This window comes from Acinetobacter legionensis (assembly GCF_048551735.1).
Lineage (GTDB): Bacteria > Pseudomonadota > Gammaproteobacteria > Pseudomonadales > Moraxellaceae > Acinetobacter.
On the sequence record NZ_JBIMBV010000005.1, the window covers coordinates 181458 to 208352 of the forward strand.

The 26895-nt window shown below is 37.8% G+C and carries 19 protein-coding genes and 1 tRNA gene; 12 read left to right on the plus strand and 8 right to left on the minus strand.

The window, feature by feature from the left end:
• The first annotated feature begins 349 nt into the window (after positions 1 to 349).
• Positions 350 to 2581, plus strand: a complete 2232-nt coding sequence (locus ACG9ZL_RS06545) for an NADP-dependent isocitrate dehydrogenase (RefSeq protein ID WP_336951684.1) — start codon at positions 350 to 352, stop codon at positions 2579 to 2581.
• Positions 2582 to 2840: 259 nt separating this feature from the next.
• Here the strand turns inward: ACG9ZL_RS06545 and ACG9ZL_RS06550 are convergent, their stop codons facing one another.
• Positions 2841 to 3629 carry a pseudouridine synthase gene (locus ACG9ZL_RS06550; protein ID WP_336951683.1) on the minus strand — a complete coding sequence of 263 codons (789 nt, stop codon included), beginning with the start codon at positions 3627 to 3629 and terminating at the stop codon, positions 2841 to 2843.
• 404 nt (positions 3630 to 4033) lie between these two features.
• A complete protein-coding gene (locus ACG9ZL_RS06555; protein ID WP_336951681.1) occupies positions 4034 to 5326 on the minus strand; it encodes an MFS transporter in 1293 nt (430 codons plus the stop codon).
• A gap of 919 nt (positions 5327 to 6245) precedes the next feature.
• Here ACG9ZL_RS06555 and icd point away from each other — a divergent pair.
• From icd to ACG9ZL_RS06575, 4 genes are all read left to right on the plus strand, one after another.
• Positions 6246 to 7502, plus strand: coding sequence for an NADP-dependent isocitrate dehydrogenase (icd, locus tag ACG9ZL_RS06560; RefSeq protein WP_333667652.1), 1257 nt, complete (start codon positions 6246 to 6248; stop codon positions 7500 to 7502).
• A gap of 577 nt (positions 7503 to 8079) precedes the next feature.
• Positions 8080 to 8571 carry a DUF2867 domain-containing protein gene (locus ACG9ZL_RS06565; RefSeq protein ID WP_336951680.1) on the plus strand — a complete coding sequence of 164 codons (492 nt, stop codon included), beginning with the start codon at positions 8080 to 8082 and terminating at the stop codon, positions 8569 to 8571.
• Between the two features lie 166 nt (positions 8572 to 8737).
• Positions 8738 to 9094 (plus strand): DUF4124 domain-containing protein, encoded by a 357-nt coding sequence (locus ACG9ZL_RS06570; RefSeq protein WP_166782095.1) that lies wholly within the window; start codon positions 8738 to 8740, stop codon positions 9092 to 9094.
• A 300-nt stretch (positions 9095 to 9394) separates the two neighbouring features.
• On the plus strand, positions 9395 to 9625 hold the full coding sequence (locus tag ACG9ZL_RS06575) for a hypothetical protein (RefSeq protein WP_419359477.1): 231 nt from the start codon (positions 9395 to 9397) through the stop codon (positions 9623 to 9625).
• A gap of 78 nt (positions 9626 to 9703) precedes the next feature.
• On the opposite strand, the gene argG is transcribed toward ACG9ZL_RS06575, so the two are convergent.
• Positions 9704 to 11047: an argininosuccinate synthase gene (gene argG, locus ACG9ZL_RS06580; protein WP_419359479.1), complete on the minus strand. Its 1344-nt coding sequence runs from the start codon at positions 11045 to 11047 to the stop codon at positions 9704 to 9706.
• Between the two features lie 591 nt (positions 11048 to 11638).
• Complete coding sequence (locus ACG9ZL_RS06585; protein WP_336951678.1) at positions 11639 to 12490, minus strand: LysR family transcriptional regulator; 852 nt, start codon at positions 12488 to 12490, stop codon at positions 11639 to 11641.
• Between the two features lie 152 nt (positions 12491 to 12642).
• On the opposite strand from ACG9ZL_RS06585, the gene ACG9ZL_RS06590 reads away from it, so the two are divergent.
• The 5 genes from ACG9ZL_RS06590 to dld all read left to right on the plus strand — a co-directional run bounded on the left by ACG9ZL_RS06590 (position 12643) and on the right by dld (position 19754).
• Entirely contained in the window at positions 12643 to 13560 is a 918-nt protein-coding gene (locus tag ACG9ZL_RS06590) for a DMT family transporter (protein WP_419359480.1), read from the plus strand.
• 585 nt (positions 13561 to 14145) lie between these two features.
• Complete coding sequence (gene lldP, locus ACG9ZL_RS06595) at positions 14146 to 15816, plus strand: L-lactate permease (protein ID WP_419359482.1); 1671 nt, start codon at positions 14146 to 14148, stop codon at positions 15814 to 15816.
• Positions 15817 to 15858: 42 nt separating this feature from the next.
• Positions 15859 to 16602 (plus strand): transcriptional regulator LldR, encoded by a 744-nt coding sequence (gene lldR, locus ACG9ZL_RS06600; protein WP_336951674.1) that lies wholly within the window; start codon positions 15859 to 15861, stop codon positions 16600 to 16602.
• 2 nt (positions 16603 to 16604) lie between these two features.
• Positions 16605 to 17759, plus strand: a complete 1155-nt coding sequence (gene lldD / locus ACG9ZL_RS06605) for an FMN-dependent L-lactate dehydrogenase LldD (protein ID WP_336951672.1) — start codon at positions 16605 to 16607, stop codon at positions 17757 to 17759.
• Positions 17760 to 18056: 297 nt separating this feature from the next.
• Positions 18057 to 19754 (plus strand): D-lactate dehydrogenase, encoded by a 1698-nt coding sequence (gene dld / locus ACG9ZL_RS06610; RefSeq protein ID WP_419359484.1) that lies wholly within the window; start codon positions 18057 to 18059, stop codon positions 19752 to 19754.
• A 128-nt stretch (positions 19755 to 19882) separates the two neighbouring features.
• On the opposite strand, the gene ACG9ZL_RS06615 is transcribed toward dld, so the two are convergent.
• On the minus strand, positions 19883 to 20710 hold the full coding sequence (locus ACG9ZL_RS06615; protein WP_419359486.1) for a hypothetical protein: 828 nt from the start codon (positions 20708 to 20710) through the stop codon (positions 19883 to 19885).
• Between the two features lie 261 nt (positions 20711 to 20971).
• Here ACG9ZL_RS06615 and ACG9ZL_RS06620 point away from each other — a divergent pair, with 261 nt between their 5' ends.
• Both ACG9ZL_RS06620 and ACG9ZL_RS06625 read left to right on the plus strand, forming a co-directional pair.
• Entirely contained in the window at positions 20972 to 23005 is a 2034-nt protein-coding gene (locus tag ACG9ZL_RS06620; RefSeq protein ID WP_336951667.1) for an oxidoreductase, read from the plus strand.
• Positions 23006 to 23103: 98 nt separating this feature from the next.
• Positions 23104 to 23193: transfer RNA gene (locus tag ACG9ZL_RS06625), tRNA-Ser, on the plus strand.
• 280 nt (positions 23194 to 23473) lie between these two features.
• On the opposite strand, the gene ACG9ZL_RS06630 is transcribed toward ACG9ZL_RS06625, so the two are convergent.
• From ACG9ZL_RS06630 to ACG9ZL_RS06640, 3 genes are all read right to left on the minus strand, one after another.
• Complete coding sequence (locus ACG9ZL_RS06630; protein WP_419359487.1) at positions 23474 to 24088, minus strand: alpha/beta hydrolase family protein; 615 nt, start codon at positions 24086 to 24088, stop codon at positions 23474 to 23476.
• A 596-nt stretch (positions 24089 to 24684) separates the two neighbouring features.
• Complete coding sequence (locus ACG9ZL_RS06635; RefSeq protein WP_419359488.1) at positions 24685 to 25221, minus strand: DUF4189 domain-containing protein; 537 nt, start codon at positions 25219 to 25221, stop codon at positions 24685 to 24687.
• A 380-nt stretch (positions 25222 to 25601) separates the two neighbouring features.
• Positions 25602 to 26840 (minus strand): MFS transporter, encoded by a 1239-nt coding sequence (locus ACG9ZL_RS06640; RefSeq protein ID WP_419359490.1) that lies wholly within the window; start codon positions 26838 to 26840, stop codon positions 25602 to 25604.
• Positions 26841 to 26895: the final 55 nt, after the last annotated feature.

A 26895-nucleotide genomic window follows, 5' to 3' on the forward strand; every position in this document is an offset into this window, starting at 1 on the left:
GCGTCGATGTGTTTTCAATGGTTTTTAATTGGTTGCTCTGTTTGTAAGAATCAGCAAGATAAAATTTTTAATGTTTAAAACAATAAAGAAGAAGATGGTATGGATTGTTGTTGCTCTTGGTCGGAATGGCTATTTTTACAAGAAAGTGATTAATTTTTGTGCAAATATTGCTATTAATGCAATATTTGTGATGTACCATTTTTTTACGAAATGTCGTTATCACAGATCTTACGTTGACTGAAATAGCAGGAAGGCTGATACTCTTGGGGTTAAATTTAAGCAAGTCGGTTCGTAAGAGCTGGGTCACAAGCTCGGTTCTCAAAACACAATCTAAAGCAAGGGGCTATATATGGCTGGTGGAAAGTCAACAATCATTTACACACTGACTGACGAGGCGCCATTGTTGGCGACTTATTCGCTACTGCCGATCATTGAGACCTTTACTAAGCCAGCTGGCGTAGAGATTGTCAAAACTGATATTTCTGTAGCTGCTCGTGTTCTTGCAGAATTCGCGGAATACTTAAGCGATGAACAGAAAGTATCTGACAACCTTGCACAGCTAGGGCGTCTTACTCAAGATCCAGACACTAACATTATCAAACTCCCAAATATCAGTGCATCTGTTGCTCAGTTGAGCGCATGTATTAAGGAACTTCAGTCAAAGGGTTATGCAATCCCTGACTATCCTGAAAATCCAACAACTGAAGAAGAAAAAGCAATTAAGGTACGTTATAGCAAATGCCTTGGTTCAGCGGTGAATCCAGTGTTACGTGAAGGTAACTCTGACCGTCGCGCACCTGCTGCAGTGAAAAACTATGCCAAGAAACATCCACATTCAATGAACGAATGGAAACAGTGGTCTCAAACACATGTTTCTCATATGGATGAGGGTGATTTCTACCACGGTGAAAAGTCAATGACCCTTGACCGTGCGCGTAACGTCAAAATGGAACTTATCACCAAAAATGGTGAGAGCATTGTGCTGAAGCCAAAAGTTGCATTACTTGATGGCGAAATCATCGACTCAATGTTTATGAGCAAAAAAGCGCTTTGCGATTTCTATGAAAAAGAACTTGATGATTGCCGTGAAGCGGGCATTTTATTTTCGTTGCATGTAAAAGCAACGATGATGAAAGTTTCACACCCGATTGTATTCGGTCACTGTGTAAAAATTTACTATAAAGAAGCATTTGAAAAGCATGCCAAGTTATTTGACGAGTTAGGTATTAACGTCAATAACGGTATGGCTGGTCTTTATGAGAAGATTGCAACTTTACCAACATCATTGCGTGAAGAGATCATCGAAGATCTTCATGCTTGTCAAGAACACCGTCCTGCACTTGCAATGGTCGATTCAGCGAAAGGTATTACCAACTTCCATTCACCAAATGATGTGATTGTAGATGCATCTATGCCAGCGATGATTCGTGGCGGTGGTAAGATGTGGGGAGCTGATGGTAAGCAGTATGATTGTAAAGCTGTTATGCCAGAGTCAACATTCGCACGTATTTACCAAGAAATGATCAATTTCTGTAAGTGGAATGGCAATTTTGACCCACGTACTATGGGTACTGTGCCAAACGTTGGTTTGATGGCGCAAAAAGCTGAAGAATACGGCTCACATGACAAAACTTTTGAGATCACTGAAGCAGGTGTTGCAAACATCACAGATCTTGAGACTGGTGAAGTGTTGATGTCACAAAACGTTGAGGAAGGCGATATCTGGCGTATGTGTCAGGTGAAAGACGCACCGATTCGTGACTGGGTAAAACTTGCAGTAACGCGTGCGCGTAACTCAGGTATGCCTGCAATCTTCTGGCTTGACCCATACCGCCCGCATGAAAATGAATTGATCAAGAAAGTACAAAAATACTTGAAAGATCATGATACAGCGGGTCTTGATATCCAAATCATGTCACAAGTACGTGCAATGCGTTATACGCTTGAACGTGTTGCTCGTGGTTTGGATACAATTTCAGTGACAGGTAACATTTTACGTGATTACTTAACTGACTTGTTCCCAATCATGGAACTGGGTACTTCTGCGAAAATGTTATCTATCGTTCCGTTAATGGCGGGCGGTGGGATGTACGAAACAGGTGCGGGTGGTTCAGCGCCTAAACACGTACAACAGCTTGTAGAAGAAAACCACTTGCGTTGGGATTCTCTTGGTGAATTCTTGGCATTAGCAGTTTCTTTAGAAGAGTTAGGTATTAAAGAAGACAATGCGCGTGCTAAGTTGTTGGCGAAGACATTGGATCAAGCAACAGGTCAATTGTTAGATAATGATAAGTCTCCATCTCGCCGTACGGGTGAGCTAGACAACCGTGGTAGCCATTTCTACCTTGCGAAATTCTGGGCTGAAGCACTTGCTGCTCAAAATGACGATGCTGAATTAAAAGCCAAGTTTGAACCACTTGCAAAAGCATTAGCTGAGAACGAAGACAAAATTCTTGCTGAACTTGCTGCTGTTCAAGGTAAGCCAGCGGATATCGGTGGGTACTATGCAGTTGATACGGCTAAAGTTGAAGCTGTAATGCGTCCAAGTGCTACGCTTAACGCTACACTTGCTAATGTTTAAGTTTTAAATGCTATAAACCAACGATCTTGTTGGTGAGAAAAGCCGATGCATAAGCATCGGCTTTTTTATTGAGGGAATAAATCTTTGTTTAAGTAATTTATTTGCAAGTTTTGTATGAATCAATTTAAATGATGAGGGGGAGATTGGTTTTAATTGGTCTTGAGTTTTTTTAAATTATAAAAATAAAAATGCCCAATGAATTTCATTAGGCATTTTTATAATATGCGACAATCGATTAATGGCTTCGAATAACTAAATCCTATCGACCATTACGTCCACGACCACGTGGGGTTTTGGTATTTGGACGAGTGGTACCATTGGTCTTACGACGTGGTTTTTCACCATCTTCCATTTGCCAGATACGTTTAGTGCCTGACTTTTTTGTTGAACCATCTTTATTCTTGCGAACAATTGGTTTTCCACCTGTACCACCAGGTTTCTTCACATAAGATCGTGAACGATAAGGTTCGTCCGCAGGAATATTTTGGAAGTCAGGATAAAGCAATGGTTCAATTTCTTTGGTTTCACCAGGCTGTAAACCCATTTGTACCAAGTCAATTGCACCAATTTTGGTACGAATTAAACGTAAAGTAGGGAAACCGACAGCTGAAGTCATACGACGTACTTGGCGGTTACGGCCTTCGCAAATCGAAATTTCAATCCAAGATGTTGGAATGTTCGCACGAAAGCGTACAGGTGGATCACGATCCCACAACCATCCAGGCTGTTCTATTTTATTCGCTTGAGCAGGTAAAGTCATACCATCTTTTAGCTCAACACCTTTGCGCAACTGTTCAAGGGCTTCTTCAGTCACATCACCATCAACTTGCACCACATAAGTTTTAAATTTCTTATTGGCAGGATTGGTAATGTACTGATTTAAACCACCATGATCAGTTAAAAAAACTAAACCTTCAGAGTCCATATCGAGACGACCCGCCAAACGCAAAGTCGAGTCATCTACGAAGTCTGACATCGTCATATGTGCTTCGTCTTTACGAAACTGGGAGAGGACGTCATAAGGTTTATTAAGAATGACAATTTTCACTTTAGACCACTAATAAATATCAATAAAATTTTTGAGTTTGATAAAGTTACCCGTTTGAAGAGAGTTGGGTAAAGATAAAGACTACGATATGTGCGCTACTATATCAGATTACGCTTTGTATTCTTCAACTTTATTTATTTACCAAGCTTGAGTTGTAAATACATTTTTCTTAGATGGGCGATCTTAAGGTACGAGGTTTTTAGAGTAGATGGGGGAGGTTTTATCTTTTTGCAATTTACCATTGCATAAAATTAAGCTAAACAACTGGAAAAAACAGCGTCTATTGAAGCGAAACCATATAATAAAAAAGCTGTACCACCTTTGGATAGTACAGCTTATTTGAATAGTGTAGATCTCAAATTTTAATCAGTGATCACAAGCTATTTATGACTTAACCATGTTATTTAGTGGTCATGTTTTAGATATTCTGGCTCTTTCGGTAATTTAAAACTACACAAGAAACAGATCACTAACATGAAAATCACATAGAAGAAGAAGGTGCTTTCAATACCGGCTGCTTTGAACTGTAGTGCTACAGATGGTGCAGAACCGCCAAAGATTGCATTCCCCACAGCATAAGAGAAACCAACACCCAATGCACGAACATGTGGCGGGAACATTTCTGCCTTAACCAATCCACTGATAGAGGTATAGAAGCTGAGTAACATCATCAGGAAAATAAGTAGCAGTGCAACCATCAATGGTGAGTAACTGAAATGTGGCATCCAGATCACCATAACTGGATAGATGAAAATTGCCATAGTTCCACTGAACGCAAGCATTGCAGCACGACGACCAATGCGGTCAGAAATAGCACCAAACACAGGTTGTGCAAGCATAAAGATAAATAGTGAAGCTGTCATAATGAATCCGACAGTCTTACTATCCACACCCATATTGGTGAGGTAGGTCTTTGAATATACTGTAATCACATAGAAGGTGAGGGAACCCGCAGAGGTATAACCTACGACCAATAAGAAGGTTTTCCAGTGATTTTTAAACAGTTCACTTAAGCTTCCTGATTCTTCTTTATCACTGTCTTCGCTAGATAATGTTTCTTCCAAACGACTACGTGCAAGTAGGGAGATAATTGCAGCAATACCACCAATGACAAAAGGAATACGCCAGCCGCCATCAAGCAATTGCTGCTCTGATAGGAATGCCAGCATAATAACACCGAGCAAACTTGCTAATAACTGACCACCTGACAAGGTGACATATTGGAAAGAAGCAAAAAAGCCTCGTTGACCCTTTAAGCCAAGTTCACTCATATAGGTTGCGACAGCACCATATTCACCACCTACAGATAAACCCTGCAGCAGGCGAACAAGTAAAAGTAGGAAAGGTGCTGCCATCCCAACTTGTTCATAGGTTGGGAGTGCGGCAAATAAGAAAGAGCTTACTGCCATAAGACAGATTGAAATGACCATTGATTTTTTGCGGCCATGTTTATCAGCAATTCGTCCGAAAACCCAGCTACCAATTGGTCGCATAAAGAAGCTGGCTGCAAAGACACCCCATACATAAATGGCTTGAGTACCGGAGTCCATATCTGGTGCAGTTAATGCTTTAGTGAAATATGCCGCAAATACAGCATAAATATAAAAATCAAACCATTCTACTAAGTTTCCTGAAGCTGCGCCGACGATACCGCGTATACGGCCTCGTTTCTCTTCTTTACTGTAAGTTTGATCCATTATTTACATCCATGAGTTAGGTTGAATCGTAATTAATTCAAAATTCATTGCGATTTAAAAAAACAGGAATAATGTTAAAGATTTTAAGACTAAATAATAATTGCAAAGATGGTTAATTTGATTGGAGGCTATAGGATAGACAGAAGGAATCAAAAAATGAATTTCGATTTATTCTTTCATTAAAATTCATGTGAAAACATATAGTAAAAGTGAAATATTTTTGTAATTAATCTTAAGTTGATGATGTTGTTTTTAATAATTTTATTTTTAAATTAAAAGCAATGGCAAAAAATACCAGTAATCAAAATAAATTTACAGATTTTTGTTTGTGTTCTATTGTGGTGCGTATTTTAATACAATGAAATATATGAATATATTGTGGTTTTAAGGTGGCCAGTTTGGTCATTAATCTATTGTCAAAATGTTATAAATTTTTAAATTAAATAACGAATATCAAATCAAAAAATTGAAAATAAAGCTTATAGTGAAAAGGTATATTAGCTCTCACTTTTAAAGATCCGATTGGGGGGTTTTGTAGTTATTTTGGCTGCTGATATGTTGGATAGAGTGGCTATCATTTAAAAAATAAGAATTAACTACTTGTGTTTACAGTGTGAAACATGGAGAAGATCCGACTCTTGGAAAATTTCTTTGTGTGGAAAAACATAGCTAATACTTTTATTTTTCAATATTCGAGGTGATTGAGAATATTGATTTATATAAAAAATGATGAATTAAATGACATTAAATAATGGAACAATGTGCTTTATTCAGTAGAGAAATGTTGTTATTCCTCGTATAAATCTCAAAAAATGTACAAATTAGACTAGACTGATATGCGTTAAGAATGGTTAGAAATATTGTCGATTTGGCAATTATTTTGGATTTGCCAACTATAATAAAAGGGAGAACCTCAACAATGGGTTATCAGAAGATCGTAGTGCCTGCTGATGGTAGCAAAATTACTGTAAATGCGGACTTGTCACTGAATGTTCCAAATCATCCAATCATTCCTTTTATAGAAGGGGATGGTATTGGTGTTGATATTACACCAGCCATGAAAGCTGTTGTGGATGCAGCAATTCAAAAAGCATATGGTGGCAAACGTTCGATCGAATGGATGGAAGTTTACTGTGGTGAAAAGGCAGATAAAATCTACGGAACATATATGCCTGAAGAAACTTTTGAGGCGCTGCGGGAATTTGTTGTTTCGATTAAGGGGCCATTAACCACACCTGTGGGTGGCGGTATTCGTTCATTGAATGTGGCTTTACGCCAAGAGCTCGACCTCTATGTTTGTGTACGCCCTGTACGTTGGTTTGAAGGAGTGCCGTCACCTGTTCAACACCCTGAACTGACCGATATGGTGATTTTTCGGGAAAATTCCGAAGATATTTATGCGGGTATCGAATGGAAAGCAGATTCTCCTGAAGCGAAAAAAGTCATTAAATTTTTAAAAGAAGAAATGGGTGTAACTAAGATTCGTTTTGAAGATAATTGTGGGATTGGTATTAAACCGGTATCAAAAGAAGGTACTCAGCGTTTGGTGCGTAAGGCGATTCAGTTTGCGATTGATAATGATAAGCCAAGTGTAACTTTAGTGCATAAAGGCAACATTATGAAATATACCGAAGGTGCGTTCAAAGAATGGGGTTATGAACTGGCAATTGATCGTTTCGGTGGAGAGCTGATTGATGGTGGCCCGTGGGTAAAAATTAAAAATCCAAGAACGGGTAAAGAGATCATTATTAAAGATGTGATTGCAGATGCATTCCTACAGCAAATATTAATGCGTCCTTCTGAATACTCTGTGATTGCGACACTTAATTTAAATGGTGACTATATTTCTGATGCATTGGCAGCTGAAGTAGGTGGTATTGGTATTGCACCGGGTGCAAATATTGGTGGCGCAATTTCTGTATATGAAGCAACTCACGGTACAGCACCAAAATATGCAGGCCAAGATAAAGTCAATCCAGGCTCTATTATTCTTTCTGCGGAAATGATGCTTCGTGATATGGGGTGGATTGAAGCTGCTGATTTGATTATTCAGGGCGTATCGGGAGCGATTGCTGCGAAAACTGTCACCTATGACTTTGAGCGATTGATGCCAGGTGCAACTTTGCTTCGCTGTTCTGAATTCGGTCAAGCGATTATTGAAAATATGGATAGTTAATTAAAAGATAAACGCACTAAAGTCAGTATAATCAAAGGTCTGTCAAGTGCAGACCTTTTTGTTGTATTCAAACTACTTAATTATTCATACCAGTGACTTTTATTAAGTCATTGAGTATAAATTAAGCTTATGTTTTTTAATAATTTTTATAAAATTTTAGTTATCAATTCATTTTTTAGATTTTTGAATCCTAGATGGTGATCCTACTGTGTGGCTACATGGATGTCGCCGTTGGGAGGGGGTACAGGTCGTACCCCTCGCCCATGAGCAAAAACAAAGCACTGCTTTGTTTGCAGCGCAAGGTTTGGCATCGCCTACGCAAAGGTATTTAAACTTTGAATGTAAGGTGTGGCAGTACAAGCTTTTTATAATTAAATAATTTGTTTGTCCATACGATTGATTTAATTGAAAATATTGATTAAGGGGAATTATGTTCTTGTGTCTAAGCTTTTTTGACAGGTCGATTATATATTTCTTAAACTTTAGGCTGCGAGTAATTGCACCAATAACTGATTACTGTAGACTGTTTTTAGCGGTTGTTTGAAAAAATATTAATTATATTTATAGGGGTGGTTAATTGAATATAGAAAGAGATCCACAAACTTTAGTTGCTCCACTTGATCAATTAAATTTTTTACACGAAGCCAAGCAATATATTGATAAAAATCTCACCAGTACTCAAGCCTATTATCTAATGACTAGCAAGCCACCAGTTTGGTTGAAGGCTGCGTTTAAGCTGAGGGATTTTTTAAGCCAGCGTTTAGGTGGTGTGCAACCTATTCAAGGCTTTGGTGAATCAACTAAACCACTTCAAGTAGGTAGGAAAGCAGATTTTTTTGATGTGATTAAAGTCTCCGATCGTGAGCTTTTTTTACAGTCAACCGATAAACATTTGAGTGTATTGCTGGTTTTACAAATCGAGGAATATGATGAACTTAGAAATGAACTGAAGGTGTGTACCAGTGTAGTCACCTATAATCTTTTCGGGAAAATTTATATGCTGCCTGTGTCTTTAGTTCATGGTTTTATTGTTCAGCAATCACTTAAAAACCTTCAAATTAAATCTTGAAACTGAAGGATTTGAACTATGACAAAATGCTGTAAAACTTGGCAAAAAAAGTCATATTTATACCTTAATTGTAAATGAAAAATCCTGTGAATAAGAAAACTCCTGTGTAAATAGCAATTTAAATCAATTATTGATATTTTGTTGAAACTTAAATGGAGTGTTGGTTGTGAAAAAAGTATTGTTGGTTATCTTAGCTTTAGGGATTTCGCATCATGTATTTGCTAAAGACGTACACAAATGTGTGGTAAAAGGTTCGGTAACTTACCAATCTAGACCTTGTGCAGGAACTGCTACTGTAAATCCACAGCAACAACTTCAACAAAAATTAACCCAACGAACTGCAAACCAAACTTCGATACAGCAACAAAAAACTCAGTCTGAAATGCATCAGTATTCTCAACAGCAACATCTGCAACGTCATTCAGGAAATGGAACTTCTAATGAGATTTCAGATACAGTTGAAGGTAAAAAGAAAAGTTTGGCTATAGCGCAAGAAGCTTATAAACAAACAAAGAATCGTTAATTATTTTTTAAATTGGCTTAGACCGTTTTGTTTTATGGGCATCTGGTTTTTATTAAAGTTACATTTATTAAAGAAGTTTGCGGGATAAGCTCCATATAACAATAGTTTGATTGATGAAGAGTATTGCTGAAAGTGATTTATAAAGCTTCTAGGTCACAGGGTGGTGTGATTTTTACTTAAGTTTTTCGCTTTAAATATATAGGAGATTGTCGTCCTATGGCTGTAGGTGAGTAATGTATTGGATGGGATTATTCTGTTATATTAATTAGCCTAATTAAATTTATTGAAAGCCTTGAATTTATGTCACAGACAAGTTCGAAAAAATTTTATATCTTTGCGACATTAGCGTTGTTATTTCCAGTATTTTTAGTGGGAATGGCTTTTCTTGCGGCTAAAAGTGATGCTGAAACCAAACGACAATATGATCAAATTCGCCAAGAACATGCTGAAAAGATTGAGTTGGAAAAACAACAGCAAAAATTAGGGCAACAAAACTTATCGCAGCTTGAAACTAAGAATGCAGTGTCTTGATAAGCGATCTTTAATGAAAAATCACAAAGACTAAAGCTAAAAAAACCGCCTGATTTGGCGGTTTTTTTTCATCAAAAATTATTTATTTTTGTCTTTCAATTGAGGGATCGCAGATCCTGTACCAACAGCCAATAAACCAGTATTGGTATAAATACCAAGTTTTGCACGGGTATCAGTGATATCAAGATTACGCATAGTCAATTGGCCGATACGGTCAGCAGGACTAAACATTGAATCACCTTTTTCCATGGTTAAACGCTCAGCTTCATAAGTGAGGTTCACTGATTCAGTGTTCATAATCGTGTAGTCATTACCACGACGAAGTTCTAAAGTCACGGTGCCTGAGATTGCTTTAGCAACCCAGCGTTGTGCTGTTTCACGTAGCATCAATGCTTGTGAATCGAACCAACGCCCTTGGTACAATAAACGACCTAGACGTAAACCATTGATGCGATATTGTTCAATAGTGTCTTCATTATGAATACCGGTTACAAGACGTTCATAAGCAATATGAAGAAGCGCCATTCCCGGAGCTTCATAGATACCGCGAGATTTTGCTTCAATAATACGGTTTTCGATTTGGTCAGACATCCCAAGACCATGACGACCACCAATACGGTTGGCTTCAAGAATGAATTCAACAGGGTCTTCAATACGCTTGCCATTTAATGCAACTGGGAAACCTTCTTCAAACGTTACAGAAACTTCTTCAGCTTCAACTTTTACATCTTCTTTCCAGAATGCAACGCCCATGATTGGTTCAACGATTTTGATGCCTGCATTGAGATATTCAAGATCTTTTGCTTCGTGAGTTGCACCCAACATATTTGAATCTGTTGAATAAGCTTTCTCTTTCGACATTTTGTAATCAAAACCATTGTCGATCAAGAATTGTGACATTTCAGCGCGACCGCCTAATTCATCAATAAATTGCTGATCTAACCAAGGTTTGTAAATTTTAAGTGCTGGGTTGGTTAATAAACCATAACGATAGAAACGTTCAATATCGTTCCCTTTATAAGTTGAACCATCGCCCCAAATATTAACATCATCTTCTTTCATAGCTGTAACAAGCATTGTACCTGTTACTGCACGACCTAATGGTGTTGTGTTGAAATAAGGAACACCCCCAGTGCTGATATGGAATGCACCACATTGAATTGCAGCAATACCTTCCAATGCAAGTTGTAAGCGGCAGTCAACCAATCGGGCTTTTACAGCACCATAGTTTTCAGCTTTACGCGGAATTGCATCGTAGTCATCTTCATCAGGTTGACCTAAGTTTGCTGTATAAGCATAAGGTTCTGCGCCTTTTTGTTTCATCCACAATAAAGCTGCTGAAGTATCTAGACCACCAGAAAAGGCGATACCCACTTTTTTGCCTACTGGTACATTCTGCAAGATCGTTGCATTATCAGTCATTGCTCGTCCTAACTATTTCGAAAGAGGCACCACATATATGGGTGGCCAAAGAGAATTTTATAAACGCAGTATTATAACACCCTTCAATACAAATTTTGGGCTGTTGTCAGTGGAAATCATTTTTTTTTAATTTGAAAAATAGATTAATATAGCAAAAACGATGGTTTTACATTGAGTAAAAAACTGAAATGGAATCAAATAACAAAGATAAAAAAGTGTGACGAATACAGAAAAATCAAACTTCATCAACATTGCATAAAATTGTAGCATTTGCCTTGATTTTTCATTTAATAAACATGCTGTATTATGTGTTTACAAATCAAGGCAGCTATTTTGTTGGTGCTATATTAGAGAAATTAGTGTTAATTCTTATTCACTTCTCATGCGCAAATGGAGTGAAATCTGGAAGCTTGTGCAATCGTTTAGGCTCAATTTTCTTCCCTCTTTTTATGCTCAAAATATTTCCTGTTGGTACTTTGTTGCCACGGTTATGCTGTTTTTCTCTGTGTTTAAATCGGAAAACGCGCACCAAATAAAATAACCCAATATAAATTATGAAAGCTAATGTTTAAAAGCAAAATATTGGTGTGGTTAAAGCTGATCATTCAATCCGATAAACTGCTTTTCAATCGGCGTAAATACATGCTCACTTCGTGCAATCAGATAGAATCCAATATCTCGATATTGTTCAGGTGTTTCTCGATAATATTGAATATTAAATTTTTTAATCAGTGATTTTGCAATCATTGATATTCCCATACCCAATTGAGTGAAATTGACTAAGGCCTCATGATCATAAATATGGGTTAACTCGCCTTTGGTTAAATTATAGTCTGTGTAAATGTGATCTAAAGTGGTTGCGTAACAGCATTCTTCAGAAGCAAGTAAAATATTTTGATGATTGAGACAATCTTCAAGGTTGTCATGGTTGATGACATTTTTCCCAATAATCACAAGCTGGTCATCTGCTTTTTGAATATACTGAATATTTTTCTGCTTGGGATGACCTAAAACATAGGCGATATCTAGATTTCCAAGTAATATTTCATCTTCAATATAACCTGTCGCACCTGTTTTCATGGTGATCGAAAGTTCAGGGTAAGTTTCATATAGCTGGCTAAAAGAAGGGTAGAAACGCATTCCGCCTAAACTGGTGTTGGTACCAAAGCGTAAATTTTTTTCCTGCTGATAGATTTTATTTTCAGTTTCCTCCCATGTGAAAATCATTTTTTTATATTGCTGGTATAAATTCATGCCAGATTCAGTGAGCTCAACACCTTTAGGTTTTCGGATGAATAGTTGACGTTTATAGTGATTTTCAATCTTTTTTATTTTTGCAGTCATATTTGATTGTAAATAATTGAGTTTATTTGCTGCTGCTGTAATGCTTTTTAGTTCAGCAACAGTCACAAATGATTTGATATCACCCATATCGATATTCATTTCAATCCCTAAAAAATACATTGAATAAGTGCTGACACTAAAGTATCTACTTTGGCATCAAAAAAAATGATGTGTACATTAAAACACAGCATTATTCATGATGTCATTTATTTTCTATACTCTAAGCACTTTCCATCTGTTGAGTACAGCAAATGAATCTTCGAGTGATTGGTGCAATTGTATTATTGTGTCTCGTCTGGGGATCTTTGTGGGGATTGGTCAAACATAGTTTGCAAATATTTCCGCCATTCTTATTTATTTCTACGCGTTTAATCTTAGCTGCGCTTACCCTTATGTTGGTTCAAGTACTGTTAAGAAAATCTGTTTTACCCGCAAAAGGTGAATGGCAAAAACTGATGATCTCAAGTTTGATGATTTGTATTGGTTTTTATGCAACACAAACCTTTGCCATGCAATTTGTTGATTCAGGATTGTCTGCGGTTTTAGTGTTTACTATGCCTATTTTTATTGGTGTATTGGCGCATTATATTTTAAATGAGCGTTTAAATAGCCAAAAAATGATTGGGTTGGTTCTTGGCACATTGGGCTTGGTTGCGATTCTTTGGCCACAATTAAATCATATTCATTTGAATTTATCTTTAATTGGTCAAGCTTTCTTAATCTTGTCTGGCTTCTTTTGGGCTTTAACCACAGTGTATATCAAACAGAATTTTGCAACTTATGACAAAATCAAATTGACCTTTTGGCAGTTGTTGATGGGTGGGATGGTGATTTTGATCGGTGCTTTAATTTTTGAACCTGTAGATGTTAAAGTTTGGATGAATCCACTGAATGATTCAATCCTGTTCTATATTGCTGTAATTGGAACTGGTTTTGCCTTTGCCTTGTGGAATTGGATTGTGAGTCAGGTAGATACCTTTGTTGCGTCTATTTCAATCATGTGTATTCCTATTCTAAGTTTATTTTTTGGTTATGTGCTTTGGCATGAGCCGATTACAATCAACATTATTATCGGCGCGGCATTGATCTGTTCAGGAATTATTTCAAGTTCTTTAAACCTTAAAATCAAGAAAAAACCTGAAACCTTATTGAGTTGTGAGCATCGTTAAATCAATAAATGGGTATTGGTGAATTAATTTATAGTTGATTAAATTGATATAATTTTTTAATTAAAGTGAAAAGCAAAATCAGTGAAAATTTATTGGTTTTGCTTTTTTTCTTTCTGCTTTTTCTTTCTATTTTTACTTGATATTTGTTTGTTTAAGGCGATGCCTTAACGCTTATTTTAACTGATTGTTAAATTGGTCTGACTGATTTTGGTTTTGAGGTATTTCCAAACCCGATAATAAACTTAAATCAGTGTTACTAAAAAGTGCATTAAAAATAGCATGCGACTAAAGTTGTAGAAAATTAGTTTAATTTAAAAAAATATAATATAAAACAAATGAGTTATTTGATTTGAAACCCTGAAATCTGAAGGATTGATTTGTGAATCGACTGAAATACTTGCAATATTGGTCATACCAATATAATTAATTGAGTGTCAACTATTGATCTTTAAATCAGCAAAAATTAATATTAAGTGGCAGTCAGTGCAAAATTTTTTAATTTAAAACTAAATTGGTCATACCAATTATTGAGAAATAAATGGATGATTCAATGACATTCCACGTTCTAGCAAGCATTTCAAGGAGATGACAATGCTTCAACATTGGCAACAGATTTATGATCCGATGGGCAATATCTGGGTATCTAGTGCTATTGCGCTTATACCAATTATATTTTTCTTTTTAGCCCTTGCTGTATTCCGCATGAAAGGAAGTGTTGCGGGGACAATTACGGTTGTATTGGCTTTACTGGTTTCATTATTTGCTTATCAAATGCCAACGATGATGGCATTGGCATCACTGGTCTATGGTTTCCTTTATGGTTTATGGCCAATTGCATGGATCATTATCGGAGCAGTATTTCTATATAAAATTTCAGTAAAAACAGGGCAATTTGATATTATTCGTTCTTCGATCTTGTCGATTACTGAAGATCAACGTTTGCAAATGCTGTTTGTGGGATTTGCTTTTGGTACGTTCTTGGAAGGTGCCGCTGGTTTTGGTGCACCTGTCGCAATTACCGCTGCATTGTTGGTGGGACTTGGTTTTAAACCACTTTACGCAGCAGGTCTATGTTTAATTGTAAATACAGCACCTGTGGCATTTGGCGCAATGGGTATTCCAATTATTGTTGCTGGTCAGGTTTCTGGTGTGGAAACGATGGAAATCAGTCAGATGGTTGGTCGTCAATTACCATTTATGGTGCCAATTGTGCTGTTCTGGATCATGGCGATTATGGACGGTTGGCGTGGTGTGAAAGAAACTTGGCCTGCTGTCATTGTTGGTGGTGGCTCCTTCGCACTTGCACAATATTTGACTTCAAACTTTGTGGGGCCAGAATTACCAGATATTACTGCATCAATTGCTTCTTTGGTTTCATTAACAATTTTATTGAAATATTGGCAGCCAAAGCATATTTTCCGTTTTGCAAATGAAGATACCAGCATGGATGAGAATCTTGCTGCACAAAAACAACAGAAATATAGCCTTGCTCAAATAGCTAAAGCGTGGTCTCCATTTGCAATTTTAACTGTGATGGTCACGATATGGAGTGTAAAACCGTTTAAGGATTTATTTACCAAAGATGGTGCGCTACATGATTTAGTGATTTCAATCCAAGTGCCTTATTTGCATCAAATGATTCAAAAGATGCCACCTGTTGTTTCTGAAATGAAAGATTATGATGCAATTTATAAGTTTGATTGGTTCTCAGCCACAGGTACCGCAATTTTTATTGCAGCGATCATTACCATTATTTTCTTAAAAATGAAGCCAAAAGAAGCTGTTGTAACTTTTGGTGAAACGATTAATGAGTTAAAAATTCCAATTTATTCAATTGGTATGGTCTTGGCTTTCGCCTTTATCGCAAATTATTCAGGTATGTCTGCCACGCTTGCTTTGGCACTTGCACATACGGGTCAGGCATTTACATTCTTCTCTCCATTCTTAGGATGGTTGGGAGTATTCCTCACAGGTTCTGATACCTCTGCAAATGCTTTATTTGGCGCATTACAAGCCACGACTGCACAGCAAATTGGAGTTCCAGAAGTATTATTGGTGGCTGCAAATACCAGTGGTGGTGTGACAGGAAAAATGATTTCGCCTCAATCGATTGCAATAGCATGTGCGGCAGTGGGGCTTGTAGGTAAAGAATCTGATTTGTTCCGTTTTACGGTTAAACACAGTATAACGTTTACTGTAATGATCGGTATTATCGTTACACTACAAGCTTATGTGTTCCCTTGGATGATTCCATGAGAATGAAGCATCGTTGAACCAACACAAAACTGAGGAAAGCAGATGAAAGTCTCTGACAAAGTGGTACAAAGCCTTCGTATGTTAATTGAAGAAAAAAACATGCAAGTCGGAGAACGTCTACCTGCTGAACGAAAGTTGTGTGAACAACTCGGTGTATCCCGTTCCTCTTTAAGAGAAGCGATTTCACAACTGACCAGTACGGGTATGCTGGTCAGTAAAGTTGGAGCAGGGACGTATTTACAACAATTCCCTGTGAACTGGTCAAAATTTCAGATTGTTGAACCTTTAAGTAATTTGATTGATGAAGACCCTGCATATCGTTTTGATGTGCAAGAGGCTCGAACAATACTTGAGGGTGGTTCAGCTTGGTATGCTGCGCAACGTGCAACGCCTAAAGATCTAGCTCAGATTCGCGAATATTATGATCAGATTTCATATTTTCAGTCGATTGGCGATGATGAGCAGGCTTCTCTAGCAGATGCTAAATTCCATTTAGCGATTGCTGAAGCATCACACAATTTAGTATTGATTCAGATGATGCGGGGCGTTTTTGATCTGTTGCAATTTAACGTGCTACTGGGTAGACGTAAAGTGTATTCAGAAACACATCGTTTTGATCAATTGCATGATCAACATTTTAAAGTGATGGATGCAATTGAACGTCATGATCCAGATGCAGCAAGAGATGCAGTATGTGGACATATAGAATTTGTAGTACAGCAAGTACGTATGATTGATGAGGAAGAAGCCCGTCGTCAGCGTGCGAGTCGATTAAACAGGATATGAGCATGATTATTTCTTCTGCAAATGACTATCGTGAAGCCGCGCGACGTCGTTTACCACCATTTCTTTTTCATTACATTGATGGTGGTGCATATGCGGAATATACACTGAAACGAAATGTAGAAGATTTATCAAAAATTGCGTTAAGGCAACGTGTTTTAAATGACATGTCTCAGCTAAGTCTAGAAACAAAATTGTTTGATGAAACTTTATCAATGCCTGTTGCATTATCTCCTGTTGGATTAACAGGTATGTATGCACGTCGTGGTGAGGTTCAAGCTGCTATAGCGGCAGATAAAAAGGGCATTCCTTTTACATTATCTACAGTGTCAGTTTGTCCGATTGAAGAAGTTGCACCAGCAATTAACCGCCCAATGTGGTTTCAGTTATATGTGCTGCGTGATCGTGGCTTTATGAAAAATGCTTTAGAGCGAGCCAAAGCTGCAGGTTGCTCAACCTTGGTGTTTACTGTTGATATGCCTGTACCAGGGGCGCGTTACCGTGATGCACATTCTGGCATGAGTGGTTCCAATGCAGCGATGCGTCGTTATATGCAGTCATGTTTTCATCCACATTGGGCTTGGAATGTCGGTTTACTGGGTCGTCCACATGATTTAGGAAATATTTCAAAATACTTAGGAAAGCCGACTGGACTTGAAGATTATATTGGTTGGTTGGGCAATAACTTTGACCCGTCTATTTCATGGAAAGACCTTGAGTGGATTCGTGAATTTTGGGATGGCCCAATGGTAATTAAAGGAATTCTTGACCCTGAAGATGCCAAAGATGCAGTTCGTTTCGGTGCCGATGGTATTGTTGTATCAAATCATGGTGGTCGTCAGTTAGATGGCGTCTTGTCATCTGCGCGCGCACTTCCGCCAATTGCAGATGCCGTCAAAGGCGATATTAAAATCCTTGCTGACTCTGGTATTCGTAATGGTTTGGACGTTGTACGTATGCTCGCATTGGGTGCAGATACCTGCATGCTGGGACGTGCCTTTGTTTATGCATTAGGGGCAGCGGGTGGTGCAGGCGTTTCAAATCTGCTTGAGTTAATTGATAAAGAAATGCGTGTCGCAATGACTTTGACGGGCGCCAAAACAATTGCAGACATAAGCGCCGATTGTTTAGTGAAGTTAGATAAAGGATTGGATGAATGATGTATTTTTGATAATTCATCAAGATAAATGACATTTTTAAATTTGATAGGTGCAAATGTCATCTGAAAAGCTTTCAGGTAGAACGACCTTATAACATGTTGTTTTTGCAAAGCATCAAATGAAAAGATGTGATTTAACAAGTTTTGTGGATAAGCGAGGTTTAAGCTACTTTTCATCAAAACAGTAGCTTGAACTGATCATTAATCCCTCAATACAAATAATATTGAAAAAAATGCTGTCGGAATGAATGCCTTATTGACTGAGATTAAATAAGGGTTCATCAATAGGATAGGGAAAATGCAATCTAATATTGATTCACAACAAACCATTCAGCAATTAATCAACATCGTCGGTCAGCAACACGTTTTAACTCATGATAATGATACCCGCCTTTATCGTCAGGTTCGTCGTTATGGCTCAGGGCAAGTCTTGGCTGTTGTGGTTCCTGGAACTTTGTTTGAACAATGGCAAGTGTTACAAGCTGCTGTAAATGCGGACTGTATTGTGATTATGCAAGCTGCAAATACTGGCCTCACGGGTGGTTCAACACCTTTTGGTGATGATTACGACCGACCAGTTATTTTAATGAGTACACGTCGTTTGACTGGTATTCAAGTGATTAATCAAGGTCAGCAAGTGATTTGCCTACCTGGTGCAACCTTAGATCGTCTTGAAAAAGAGTTGGCACACTATAATCGTGAGCCGCATTCAGTAATTGGTTCATCTTGTATTGGTGCATCGGTTTTAGGTGGAATATGTAATAACTCTGGTGGGGCATTGGTTCGTCGAGGGCCTGCTTATACGGAGTTAGCGCTTTATGCACGGATAAATGAGTCTGGTGAATTAGTATTGGTCAATCATTTGGGTGTGAATCTGGGTGAAACACCTGAAGAAATTTTGACAAAACTTGAAAATAAAAAATATCAACTCAATGATATTATTAATAATTCTAGTTGTTGTGCTTCTGACCATCGTTATGCGCATGATGTTAAACAGGTCGATGAAAATACGCCTGCACGCTTTAATGCTGATCCATCACGTTTATTTGAAGCTTCAGGTTCTGCGGGTAAAGTCTGTGTCTTTGCAGTGCGTTTAGACACCTTTGAAAAAATTCCAAGTCAGGTATTTTATGTGGGAACCAACTCACATGCCGATTTGACTGAAATCCGCCGTTTCTTATTGAAAGATTTGCCGAGATTGCCGATTGCTGGTGAATATATTCATCGTGTTGCCTATGATATTGGTGCTGAATTTGGCAAAGATACCTTTATGTTTATCGAAAAATTTGGTACGGCAAAAGTACCTGCTGCATTTGCGTTAAAAGATAAGGTAGACGGATATCTTGAAAAAATTGGTCTTCGCAGTTTGTCTGATAAAGTTTTGCAGATGGTGACGAAGTTGTTGCCAAATCATTTGCCAAAACGAATGAATACATTTCGTGATTTATATGAACATCATTTGATGATTCGTATCGAAAATCAGGATGTTCAACAAGTTGAACTCTTTTTAAATGAGTATTTCCAACATAAAACATCAGGCCATTTTTTCCGTTGTACAGATGAAGAAGGCCGAAAGGCATTTTTACACCGTTTCGCAGTGGCAGGTGCTGCCATTCGTTATCGTGATACACATCGTTCGGAAGTTGAGGACATTGTTGCGCTGGATATTGCTTTACGTCGTAACGATCGTGAATGGGTCGAAACTTTACCTAAAGAGATGGATGATTTGATTACCCATAAATTGTATTACGGGCATTTCCTCTGTCATGTGTTTCATCAAGATTATATTGTCAAAAAAGGTGTCGATCCTTTGGCGATGGAACATCAAATGTGGCATTTGCTAGATAGTCGTGGTGCAGAATATCCAGCGGAGCACAATGTCGGGCATTTATATATTGCAAAGCCTACTTTAAAAAATCATTATCAAAAACTTGATCCAACCAATAGTTTTAATGTTGGGATTGGGCAGACCAGTAAATTAAAGTACTGGAAATGATGATGTTGAGCCGTTTTAATTTAACTTGCTCATGCTGATTGATCAAATCAGCAGTCTTTAAAAAAAGTAATAAATGAAGAACTGATTTATTTGATTAACATAGCCATGCTAAAAAACATGGCTATTTTTTATTTCGGTTCGCCAAATTTGGAAGAAATAAACCCAAGAACAAAAGCACTAATCAAGAAGGTAATACCAGCATAGAGTGCGGATTGTGTCGTAAACCATACTGCAATGGTTAAGATTGCAACGATAGCTGTGCAAATCCAAATCGCCAAACCAGAAGCTTCTAAAGAGTGTTGTTGAGATTGAGCATGGTTGCTTTGTTCAACTGTCGATTGGTTTTCTGTGGTGGTTAAATTGAGAATAGGGGGATGCAGATTGACACCATAAAAGAAATAAGGATGATCATCAAAACGCGCAAGTTCAATACGTTGCATTTCGATAAAAGAGTGCTGCTGTGAATCATCTTGTGCTTTGTTTTCGATGTGTTGTAGCAATTGGGTTAAGAAATAAGCATCATTTAAATCCAAAGGTAAACCACTGGTCCGCAATAAAATGTACTCAGGATAATGTTGTTCGATTAAAGATTTAAAATCATCAAAATGGTAGATATTTTCTGTACCAAAAATTTCTATAAATAAGGGTTTTCGAGCTGCTAAATTGAGAAGTGCTTGTTGTTGGTCAATGACTAAATAAGCATACTGACTCTCCCCAAAATCTTCTTGGCGTTCTTCAAGATCAACTTGATTGCGATCATCGTTGATATCAAGATCATCTATATATCTAGTCCAGAAAATATTCTCTTGCTTAAACAGCATAAACCATAAAATTGGAATAAATGCATTTGCTTCAAGTTCAAAAGATGCGCTTTGAAAAAACTCAGCCCATTGATTTTGACTACCTCTTGGCATACGGCTAAAGGTAGAACTGGTTAAAAATACTGGGTGGCTCATAACGTTGATGCCTTTTCTTATTAACTTTTATTCAGCAGTTATATTGCAAAATAACGAAAATTGACACAGAAGATTGTTATAAAACTGTATAACACTTTTCTTTTATGAATCATATCAAGATGTGTTACTTCTCGCTATGCGTAAGACAGTTAGAATTGACACTATATACGATGAAAATATCAAAAATTGCCATCAAAAAAAAATTAAAACTCGATAAAGTAGTATGCAACAAGTTGCAAAGCCAAACTTAAAGGATTCATCATGTCAAATAGCTATGCAAATATCTTAAAACCACTCCATCTGGGATTTACGACCATTAAAAATCGTGTCGTGATGGGCTCAATGCATACGGGTTTAGAAGATCGTTTTTATAACTATCCAAAACTTGCTGCATATTTTGGAGAACGTGCCAAAGGTGGTGTTGGGCTAATTATTACAGGGGGGATTTCCCCAAACCGCCAAGGTTGGTTACTCCCCGCTGGTGGTACGATGAATACTTTAGGTGATATTGCACCACATCGTTTAGTCACACATGCGGTACATAAGCATGGTGCAAAAATTCTGATGCAAATTCTGCATGCAGGGCGTTATGGTTATCAGCCATTTGTTGTGTCTTCAAGCCCAATTAAATCGCCGATTTCGATGTTTAAACCACGTCAGATGAGTGACAAACTGATACTTGAAACCATTCAAGATTATGCTGAAACAGCTAGTCTGGCAAAAAAGGCCGGTTATGATGGCGTAGAGATTATGGGTTCAGAAGGCTATTTGCTGAATCAATTTTTAAGTCGTCATGTTAACCAACGTGAAGACCGTTGGGGTGGGCCAATTGAAAATCGTATGCGCTTAGCGGTAGAAATTGTAAAAGCGATTCGTGCTAAAGTTGGTGAAAAGTTTATTATTTGTTTCCGTTTGTCTATGCTCGATTTAGTTCATGATGGTAATACCATGGATGAGGTGATCACTGTGGCACAGGCATTGGAAAAAGCAGGTATTACTTTGCTCAATACAGGGATTGGTTGGCATGAGGCACGTGTACCCACCATTGTCACCTCTGTTCCACGCGCTGCATTTGTAGATTACACAGCAGAAGTGAAAAAGCATGTGGCTGTACCTGTCATTGCTTCTAATCGAATTAATATGCCTGATACTGCTGAAGAAATTTTGGCAACCGGTAAAGCTGATATGGTGCAAATGGCGCGTCCATTATTGGCAGATGCTTTTTGGGTAAGTAAAACCGCAACCAATCGTGTTGATGAAATCAATACTTGTATTGCGTGTAATCAAGCCTGTTTAGATCATAGTTTTCAAAATAAGCGTGCAAGTTGCTTGGTGAACCCACGAGCAGCACATGAAACTGAACTGGTTTATCTCAAAACAAAAAAGCCGAAGAAAATTGCAGTTGTAGGTGGTGGTGTTGCAGGAATGTCTGCAGCCACTATAGCTGCAAGTCGTGGACATCAAGTAACTTTGTTTGAAGCCTCTACTGAGGTCGGTGGACAGTTTAACCTCGCTAAAGTTGTGCCCGGTAAAGAAGAGTTCCATGAAACCATACGTTATTTTAAAGTTCAGATCGAAAAAACTGGTGTAGATTTACGTTTAAATACCAAAGTGAATCGTGAGCAATTAGAGCGTGAAGGTTTTGACGATGTGGTGATCGCAACAGGTGTGATTCCACGTGGTTTAAATATTGAGGGCAGTAACGCACCGCAAGTGTTGTCTTATGCTCAAGTATTACGTGGCGCACCTGTCGGCAATAGAGTTGCTGTTGTCGGTGCAGGTGGTATTGGATTTGATGTATCTGAATATTTGTTAAAACCTGAGCATCAGCCGCAACCACAACCTTTGGCAGATTGGCAACGTGAGTGGGGCGTAGACCCAAATCCGAACTATATGACTGAAGGTGGCTTTGTTCCTGCTGAAGTAGAGCAACCGGTTCGTCAAATATATTTGATGCAACGTAAAACCACACCTCTTGGTATTGGTTTAGGTAAAACCTCTGGTTGGGTACACCGTGCACAATTGAAAAAACATGCGGTAAGAATGATGCGTGGTGTGCAATATAAGTCTGTAACCAATGAAGGATTATGGATTGAAAGCAATGGTCATGATCAATTGTTACGAGTCGATACGATTGTGGTGTGTGCAGGTCAGGAATCCGTTAAGGATTTAATGCCTCTAGAGGGGGAGTCAACTTTAGCAAATTACCATATTATCGGTGGTGCAAAATTGGCTGGTGAGCTTGATGCCAAGCGTGCGATTCGTGAAGGTGCTGAAATAGCAGCTAAACTTTAATCAAAATCATCTATTTTGATGAAACAATATGCATTTGAATGGTTTAAGTCTATTTTTTTCTTGTCAGAATTGGAAAAGCTTAGTATTCTTGCGCACATGGAAGCGTGGCAGAGCGGTTTAATGCACCGGTCTTGAAAACCGACGAGGGTGTGAGTCCTCCGTGAGTTCGAATCTCACCGCTTCCGCCAAATATCTTAAAGGGAATCAAACGAATAGTTTGATTCCCTTTTTATTTGGCACAATTTTGGAACTATTCAAAATTTTAGCTGATGACTACTCAAGTCTATTGATGGCGCTATGCAACATTTGGCTGCTATTGTATTGATCGCAATCTCAGCGAATAGCGACATCCAGAGCCATTCCCAAATGGACAAAATATTTTTCCATAGATTTGAGCTGTAGGCTTATTCATATAAGAATCATCGTGCTGAATAAGCCTTTAGAGATAGGTTTGTAATAAAACCGTTTCTAAGCAAAATGCTGCTTTAAAAAGGGTATTACGCATTCTGAATATTGTTCAGGGAAATCTCGATAAATATAAGTATGTTCTGCATCCGCGAAGATTTTAATTTCTACTTGTGTTACATGGTCGAGCCCTACTTTAAGCCGGTGGCCAAACTCGGGTGGGGTATAGATATCTTTTTCTCCATATATTAATAAGATGGGTGGTTGATATTTTACCTGTGTAGATTTTGCTAACGGATTGAGTTCCTGATTAAGTTTTGGTAGCACTGTATTTGATACCTTGAGCATTGCATGAGCGACTGGATAATGTTTCCAGAATTCTGGTAAGGTCGGAAATGCGCCTTCAAATACTGCAATTTTATATGGGTGTCCATCTTTTGCTAATGAGCATAGTCCCCAAGCCGCACCAAATGACGCACCAATTAAACCTACATTTAATTGGGGTGTCCGCTTTTGAGCATATATCCCTGCATGATATACATCATTGGGATAGTCAAATGAGAATCCTTCACTTTCTCCAAAACCATTAGCATCATAAATAAGTACGTTATAGCCATTTTTTAAAAATAGATCTGCATGTCCGTAACGAAGCCAAAATGCTTTAGCCGCTTTTCCCATTGGATGAGCAAGTACTAAAGTTGCTTTTGCCGCTGGTGCACTTTTCCAATAACCAGCTAGTGTTTGCTGGTCAGTCAGTTAAGGGAATAGTGACAGCCTCCCAGTCTTCTTTAGAAATAGCTTGAGGCCAAATCCATGGTACTTCGAATCTTCCAAAAAAAGGCTTTCGTAGAATTTGGTGAGCAATTTTTTTCATTTTGGTTATCCAATATTTTTCAAAGTTTATAATACATAGTAAAGTTCCTTTTTGGAACTTGTATTCCAAAATGTATAATTTATTGATTTCCTTTATGGAAATTGGGTATCGCTCATATTTTTAACCATTTTAATGATACATTGGAAAAACATGACGAATACGTTGAAATCAAGAAATGGAATAGATCAATTATCATTTATTTTTTAATTACATATAGAGTGCAATACCCATAATTCGAGTTAATAAGCCAAATTACTGAAAAAAGATTCTGCAACAAAAATTGTGCTGGTTTAAAGTCCAAGTAGTGTTTCTGGCATACGATTGTTTTACCTTTATGTAGATTAATATAGGCAAAATCGTCATTTGGGGTATGAACAAGTAAATTATGTTTTTGTTAGTGCTAGTATCCGAGACTACAGCCAGAATATACAATACGACAAGGCTGTAAATTTTCACTTAAACAAAACACTAATGCACCTTTTTTAGCCCCATCCTCTGAAAAATCAAGTAAAATTTTTGATTTTTGACCATCATTAATTGGATCAGCTATAGCAACACAGCGATTAGAATAGGTTTTAGATACTTCACATTTTTGTCCGCCATCCTGTTGACACGCTTTTAATGCTTTTGCTTGTGCCTCATCTTTAGATTTAAAATTTCTTGTAAAACCAATTGGACGCCCTTTTAAGCCTTTACTTTTATCTTCTGCAATTGCACCCCATAATGTTTCAATCATAGGATACAAAGTTGGATTTTGATTCGTATATCCACCACTTCCTCCACCTGGAATAGGTGCGCAACCTTGAGCACCTTGCCCACCTATTGGATAATAGCCTGAAGGACAATTCCCTTCAGCATGTGCATTCTCAATAGTTAAATAAATGATAAAAATAAAGAAAATGGATAAATTAAGAATCTGATTATTTGTCAATATCATTCTATAAACTCCTTTAAAATCATGGCTTAATAATAAGGAAAGCTATGAATTATTTTAAATAAATTCTTTATTCTAAAAACTAGCATTTTTTCAAAAACAAGGGAAATGATTCTTTCGGAATACTATTATATTTTCACTGTATCTTTTTCGTTTGATTCCAAAAAATTTCGATTCCATTAATATGATAGGAACCTAAAATCACCCACTATGAATCAAGGTGGCTTAGTAAAGAATTTTGAAGCATTATCAGCCCTCCTTTTTCAAAGGAGGGTGTTTTATGAATTTTTATCCAATAATTTAGCTTAATTAATTGGCAATACTCACTAGTAGATGCTTTCTTATCAGTTCAAGTTCACTACTATAGGGCGTTTAATTTCAAATCATTCAATACGCTGTATTTTACGAGGAGCTGTTTCTTTAATAAAGAAACTGATGACTACACCAATACTTGTACCGACTAAGCTCAAATAAAAAATATTTTGAATACCATAACGTTCTGCGACTATTCCCGATAGGACTGGCGCAATACCTCCACCAAATATTTCTCCAGCACCGACGACTAAGCCGATTGAAGATGCAACTAAACCCGCGGGCGCAGATTCTGCCGCAATCGGTCCAGAAAGAAGTGCAATCAATCCTAAACTGAAAAAAGACAAGATAAATAATAAACTGAATAGACCAAGTAACGAAGGTGCTGCATTTGAGAATAAAAGAATAAAGATGGTTGAGCCAATGAAACTTAAGATTGATGCTGCACGACGGCCAATCCAGTCAGAGAATGATGGGATCAAGAATTGTCCTAAAAAGCCACCAAAACCAATTGCAGATACAATGATTCCCATGTCCTGTACATTCAATTTAAGGTGATTCTCTAGGTAAAGTGGTAACATTGCACTGATGACAAATACACAAGACATTGTGCAAAATAATCCAATCATACTGAGTAAAATATTACGGTTTTTTAATACAGCAATCCAATTCACTTTTTCTTGATTCTGAGTTTGTTTCTCTAAAATAAGTAATTGTCCACCTCGCGTTTGTTCAGGTTCACGTAAAACAAAAAAGAGAAATACTGCAAGAATAAAACCAGGAATAGCCACGACCCAAAAAACTTCACGCCATGAAGGAAGAACAAGCATTAATTGCGTCGCAATAATGGGTCCTAATCCTAAACCAAATAAAGCAAATCCACTCTGTTGTAGTCCTTGTAACATTCCTCTACGTGATGGTTTTGCTGCTACAGCAGTTGCTGCAAAACTGGTCGGACAAAAGGCACCCTCTGAAACACCCATGAGCGCACGTATAAGAATCAAACTAGTTAGCCCCATGGCAGCACCAGAAAAGCCAGATGCGAGTGAGAAAACAACCAAAGAAAGAATGAGGATTTTACGATGACCAATTTTATCTGAAAGCCGACCAGCAAAGATTGCGAAAACACCCCAAGTAACACCTAGAGCACCAAAAATTAAACCGACATCTTGATAGTTTAAAGAAAGATCTTTCATGATGGACGGAAGAAGAGGAGCAATGATCCAGCGATCTAATCCGACTAAACCAAATCCGAGTGTAAGTAAAAGTACGATCTTCCATTCGTAAGACGTGTCCCATTGTTTTTGCATTTTGTATTCCTTGTCATTCGCGAAGTGTTTAACTCGCGATTCCTGCGAGTTGACA

Excerpts from the sequence above, each read along its gene's own strand:
- ACG9ZL_RS06545 (WP_336951684.1), top strand. The coding sequence starts at position 350 with ATGGCTGGTGGAAAGTCAACAATCATTTACACACTGACTGACGAGGCG.
- ACG9ZL_RS06555 (WP_336951681.1), bottom strand. The coding sequence starts at position 5,326 with ATGGATCAAACTTACAGTAAAGAAGAGAAACGAGGCCGTATACGCGGT.
- icd (WP_333667652.1), top strand. The coding sequence starts at position 6,246 with ATGGGTTATCAGAAGATCGTAGTGCCTGCTGATGGTAGCAAAATTACT.
- ACG9ZL_RS06575 (WP_419359477.1), top strand. The coding sequence starts at position 9,395 with ATGTCACAGACAAGTTCGAAAAAATTTTATATCTTTGCGACATTAGCG.
- argG (WP_419359479.1), bottom strand. The coding sequence starts at position 11,047 with ATGACTGATAATGCAACGATCTTGCAGAATGTACCAGTAGGCAAAAAA.
- ACG9ZL_RS06585 (WP_336951678.1), bottom strand. The coding sequence starts at position 12,490 with ATGAATATCGATATGGGTGATATCAAATCATTTGTGACTGTTGCTGAA.
- ACG9ZL_RS06590 (WP_419359480.1), top strand. The coding sequence starts at position 12,643 with ATGAATCTTCGAGTGATTGGTGCAATTGTATTATTGTGTCTCGTCTGG.
- lldP (WP_419359482.1), top strand. The coding sequence starts at position 14,146 with ATGACAATGCTTCAACATTGGCAACAGATTTATGATCCGATGGGCAAT.
- lldR (WP_336951674.1), top strand. The coding sequence starts at position 15,859 with ATGAAAGTCTCTGACAAAGTGGTACAAAGCCTTCGTATGTTAATTGAA.
- lldD (WP_336951672.1), top strand. The coding sequence starts at position 16,605 with ATGATTATTTCTTCTGCAAATGACTATCGTGAAGCCGCGCGACGTCGT.
- dld (WP_419359484.1), top strand. The coding sequence starts at position 18,057 with ATGCAATCTAATATTGATTCACAACAAACCATTCAGCAATTAATCAAC.
- ACG9ZL_RS06615 (WP_419359486.1), bottom strand. The coding sequence starts at position 20,710 with ATGAGCCACCCAGTATTTTTAACCAGTTCTACCTTTAGCCGTATGCCA.
- ACG9ZL_RS06620 (WP_336951667.1), top strand. The coding sequence starts at position 20,972 with ATGTCAAATAGCTATGCAAATATCTTAAAACCACTCCATCTGGGATTT.
- ACG9ZL_RS06630 (WP_419359487.1), bottom strand. The coding sequence starts at position 24,088 with ATGGGAAAAGCGGCTAAAGCATTTTGGCTTCGTTACGGACATGCAGAT.
- ACG9ZL_RS06635 (WP_419359488.1), bottom strand. The coding sequence starts at position 25,221 with ATGATATTGACAAATAATCAGATTCTTAATTTATCCATTTTCTTTATT.
- ACG9ZL_RS06640 (WP_419359490.1), bottom strand. The coding sequence starts at position 26,840 with ATGCAAAAACAATGGGACACGTCTTACGAATGGAAGATCGTACTTTTA.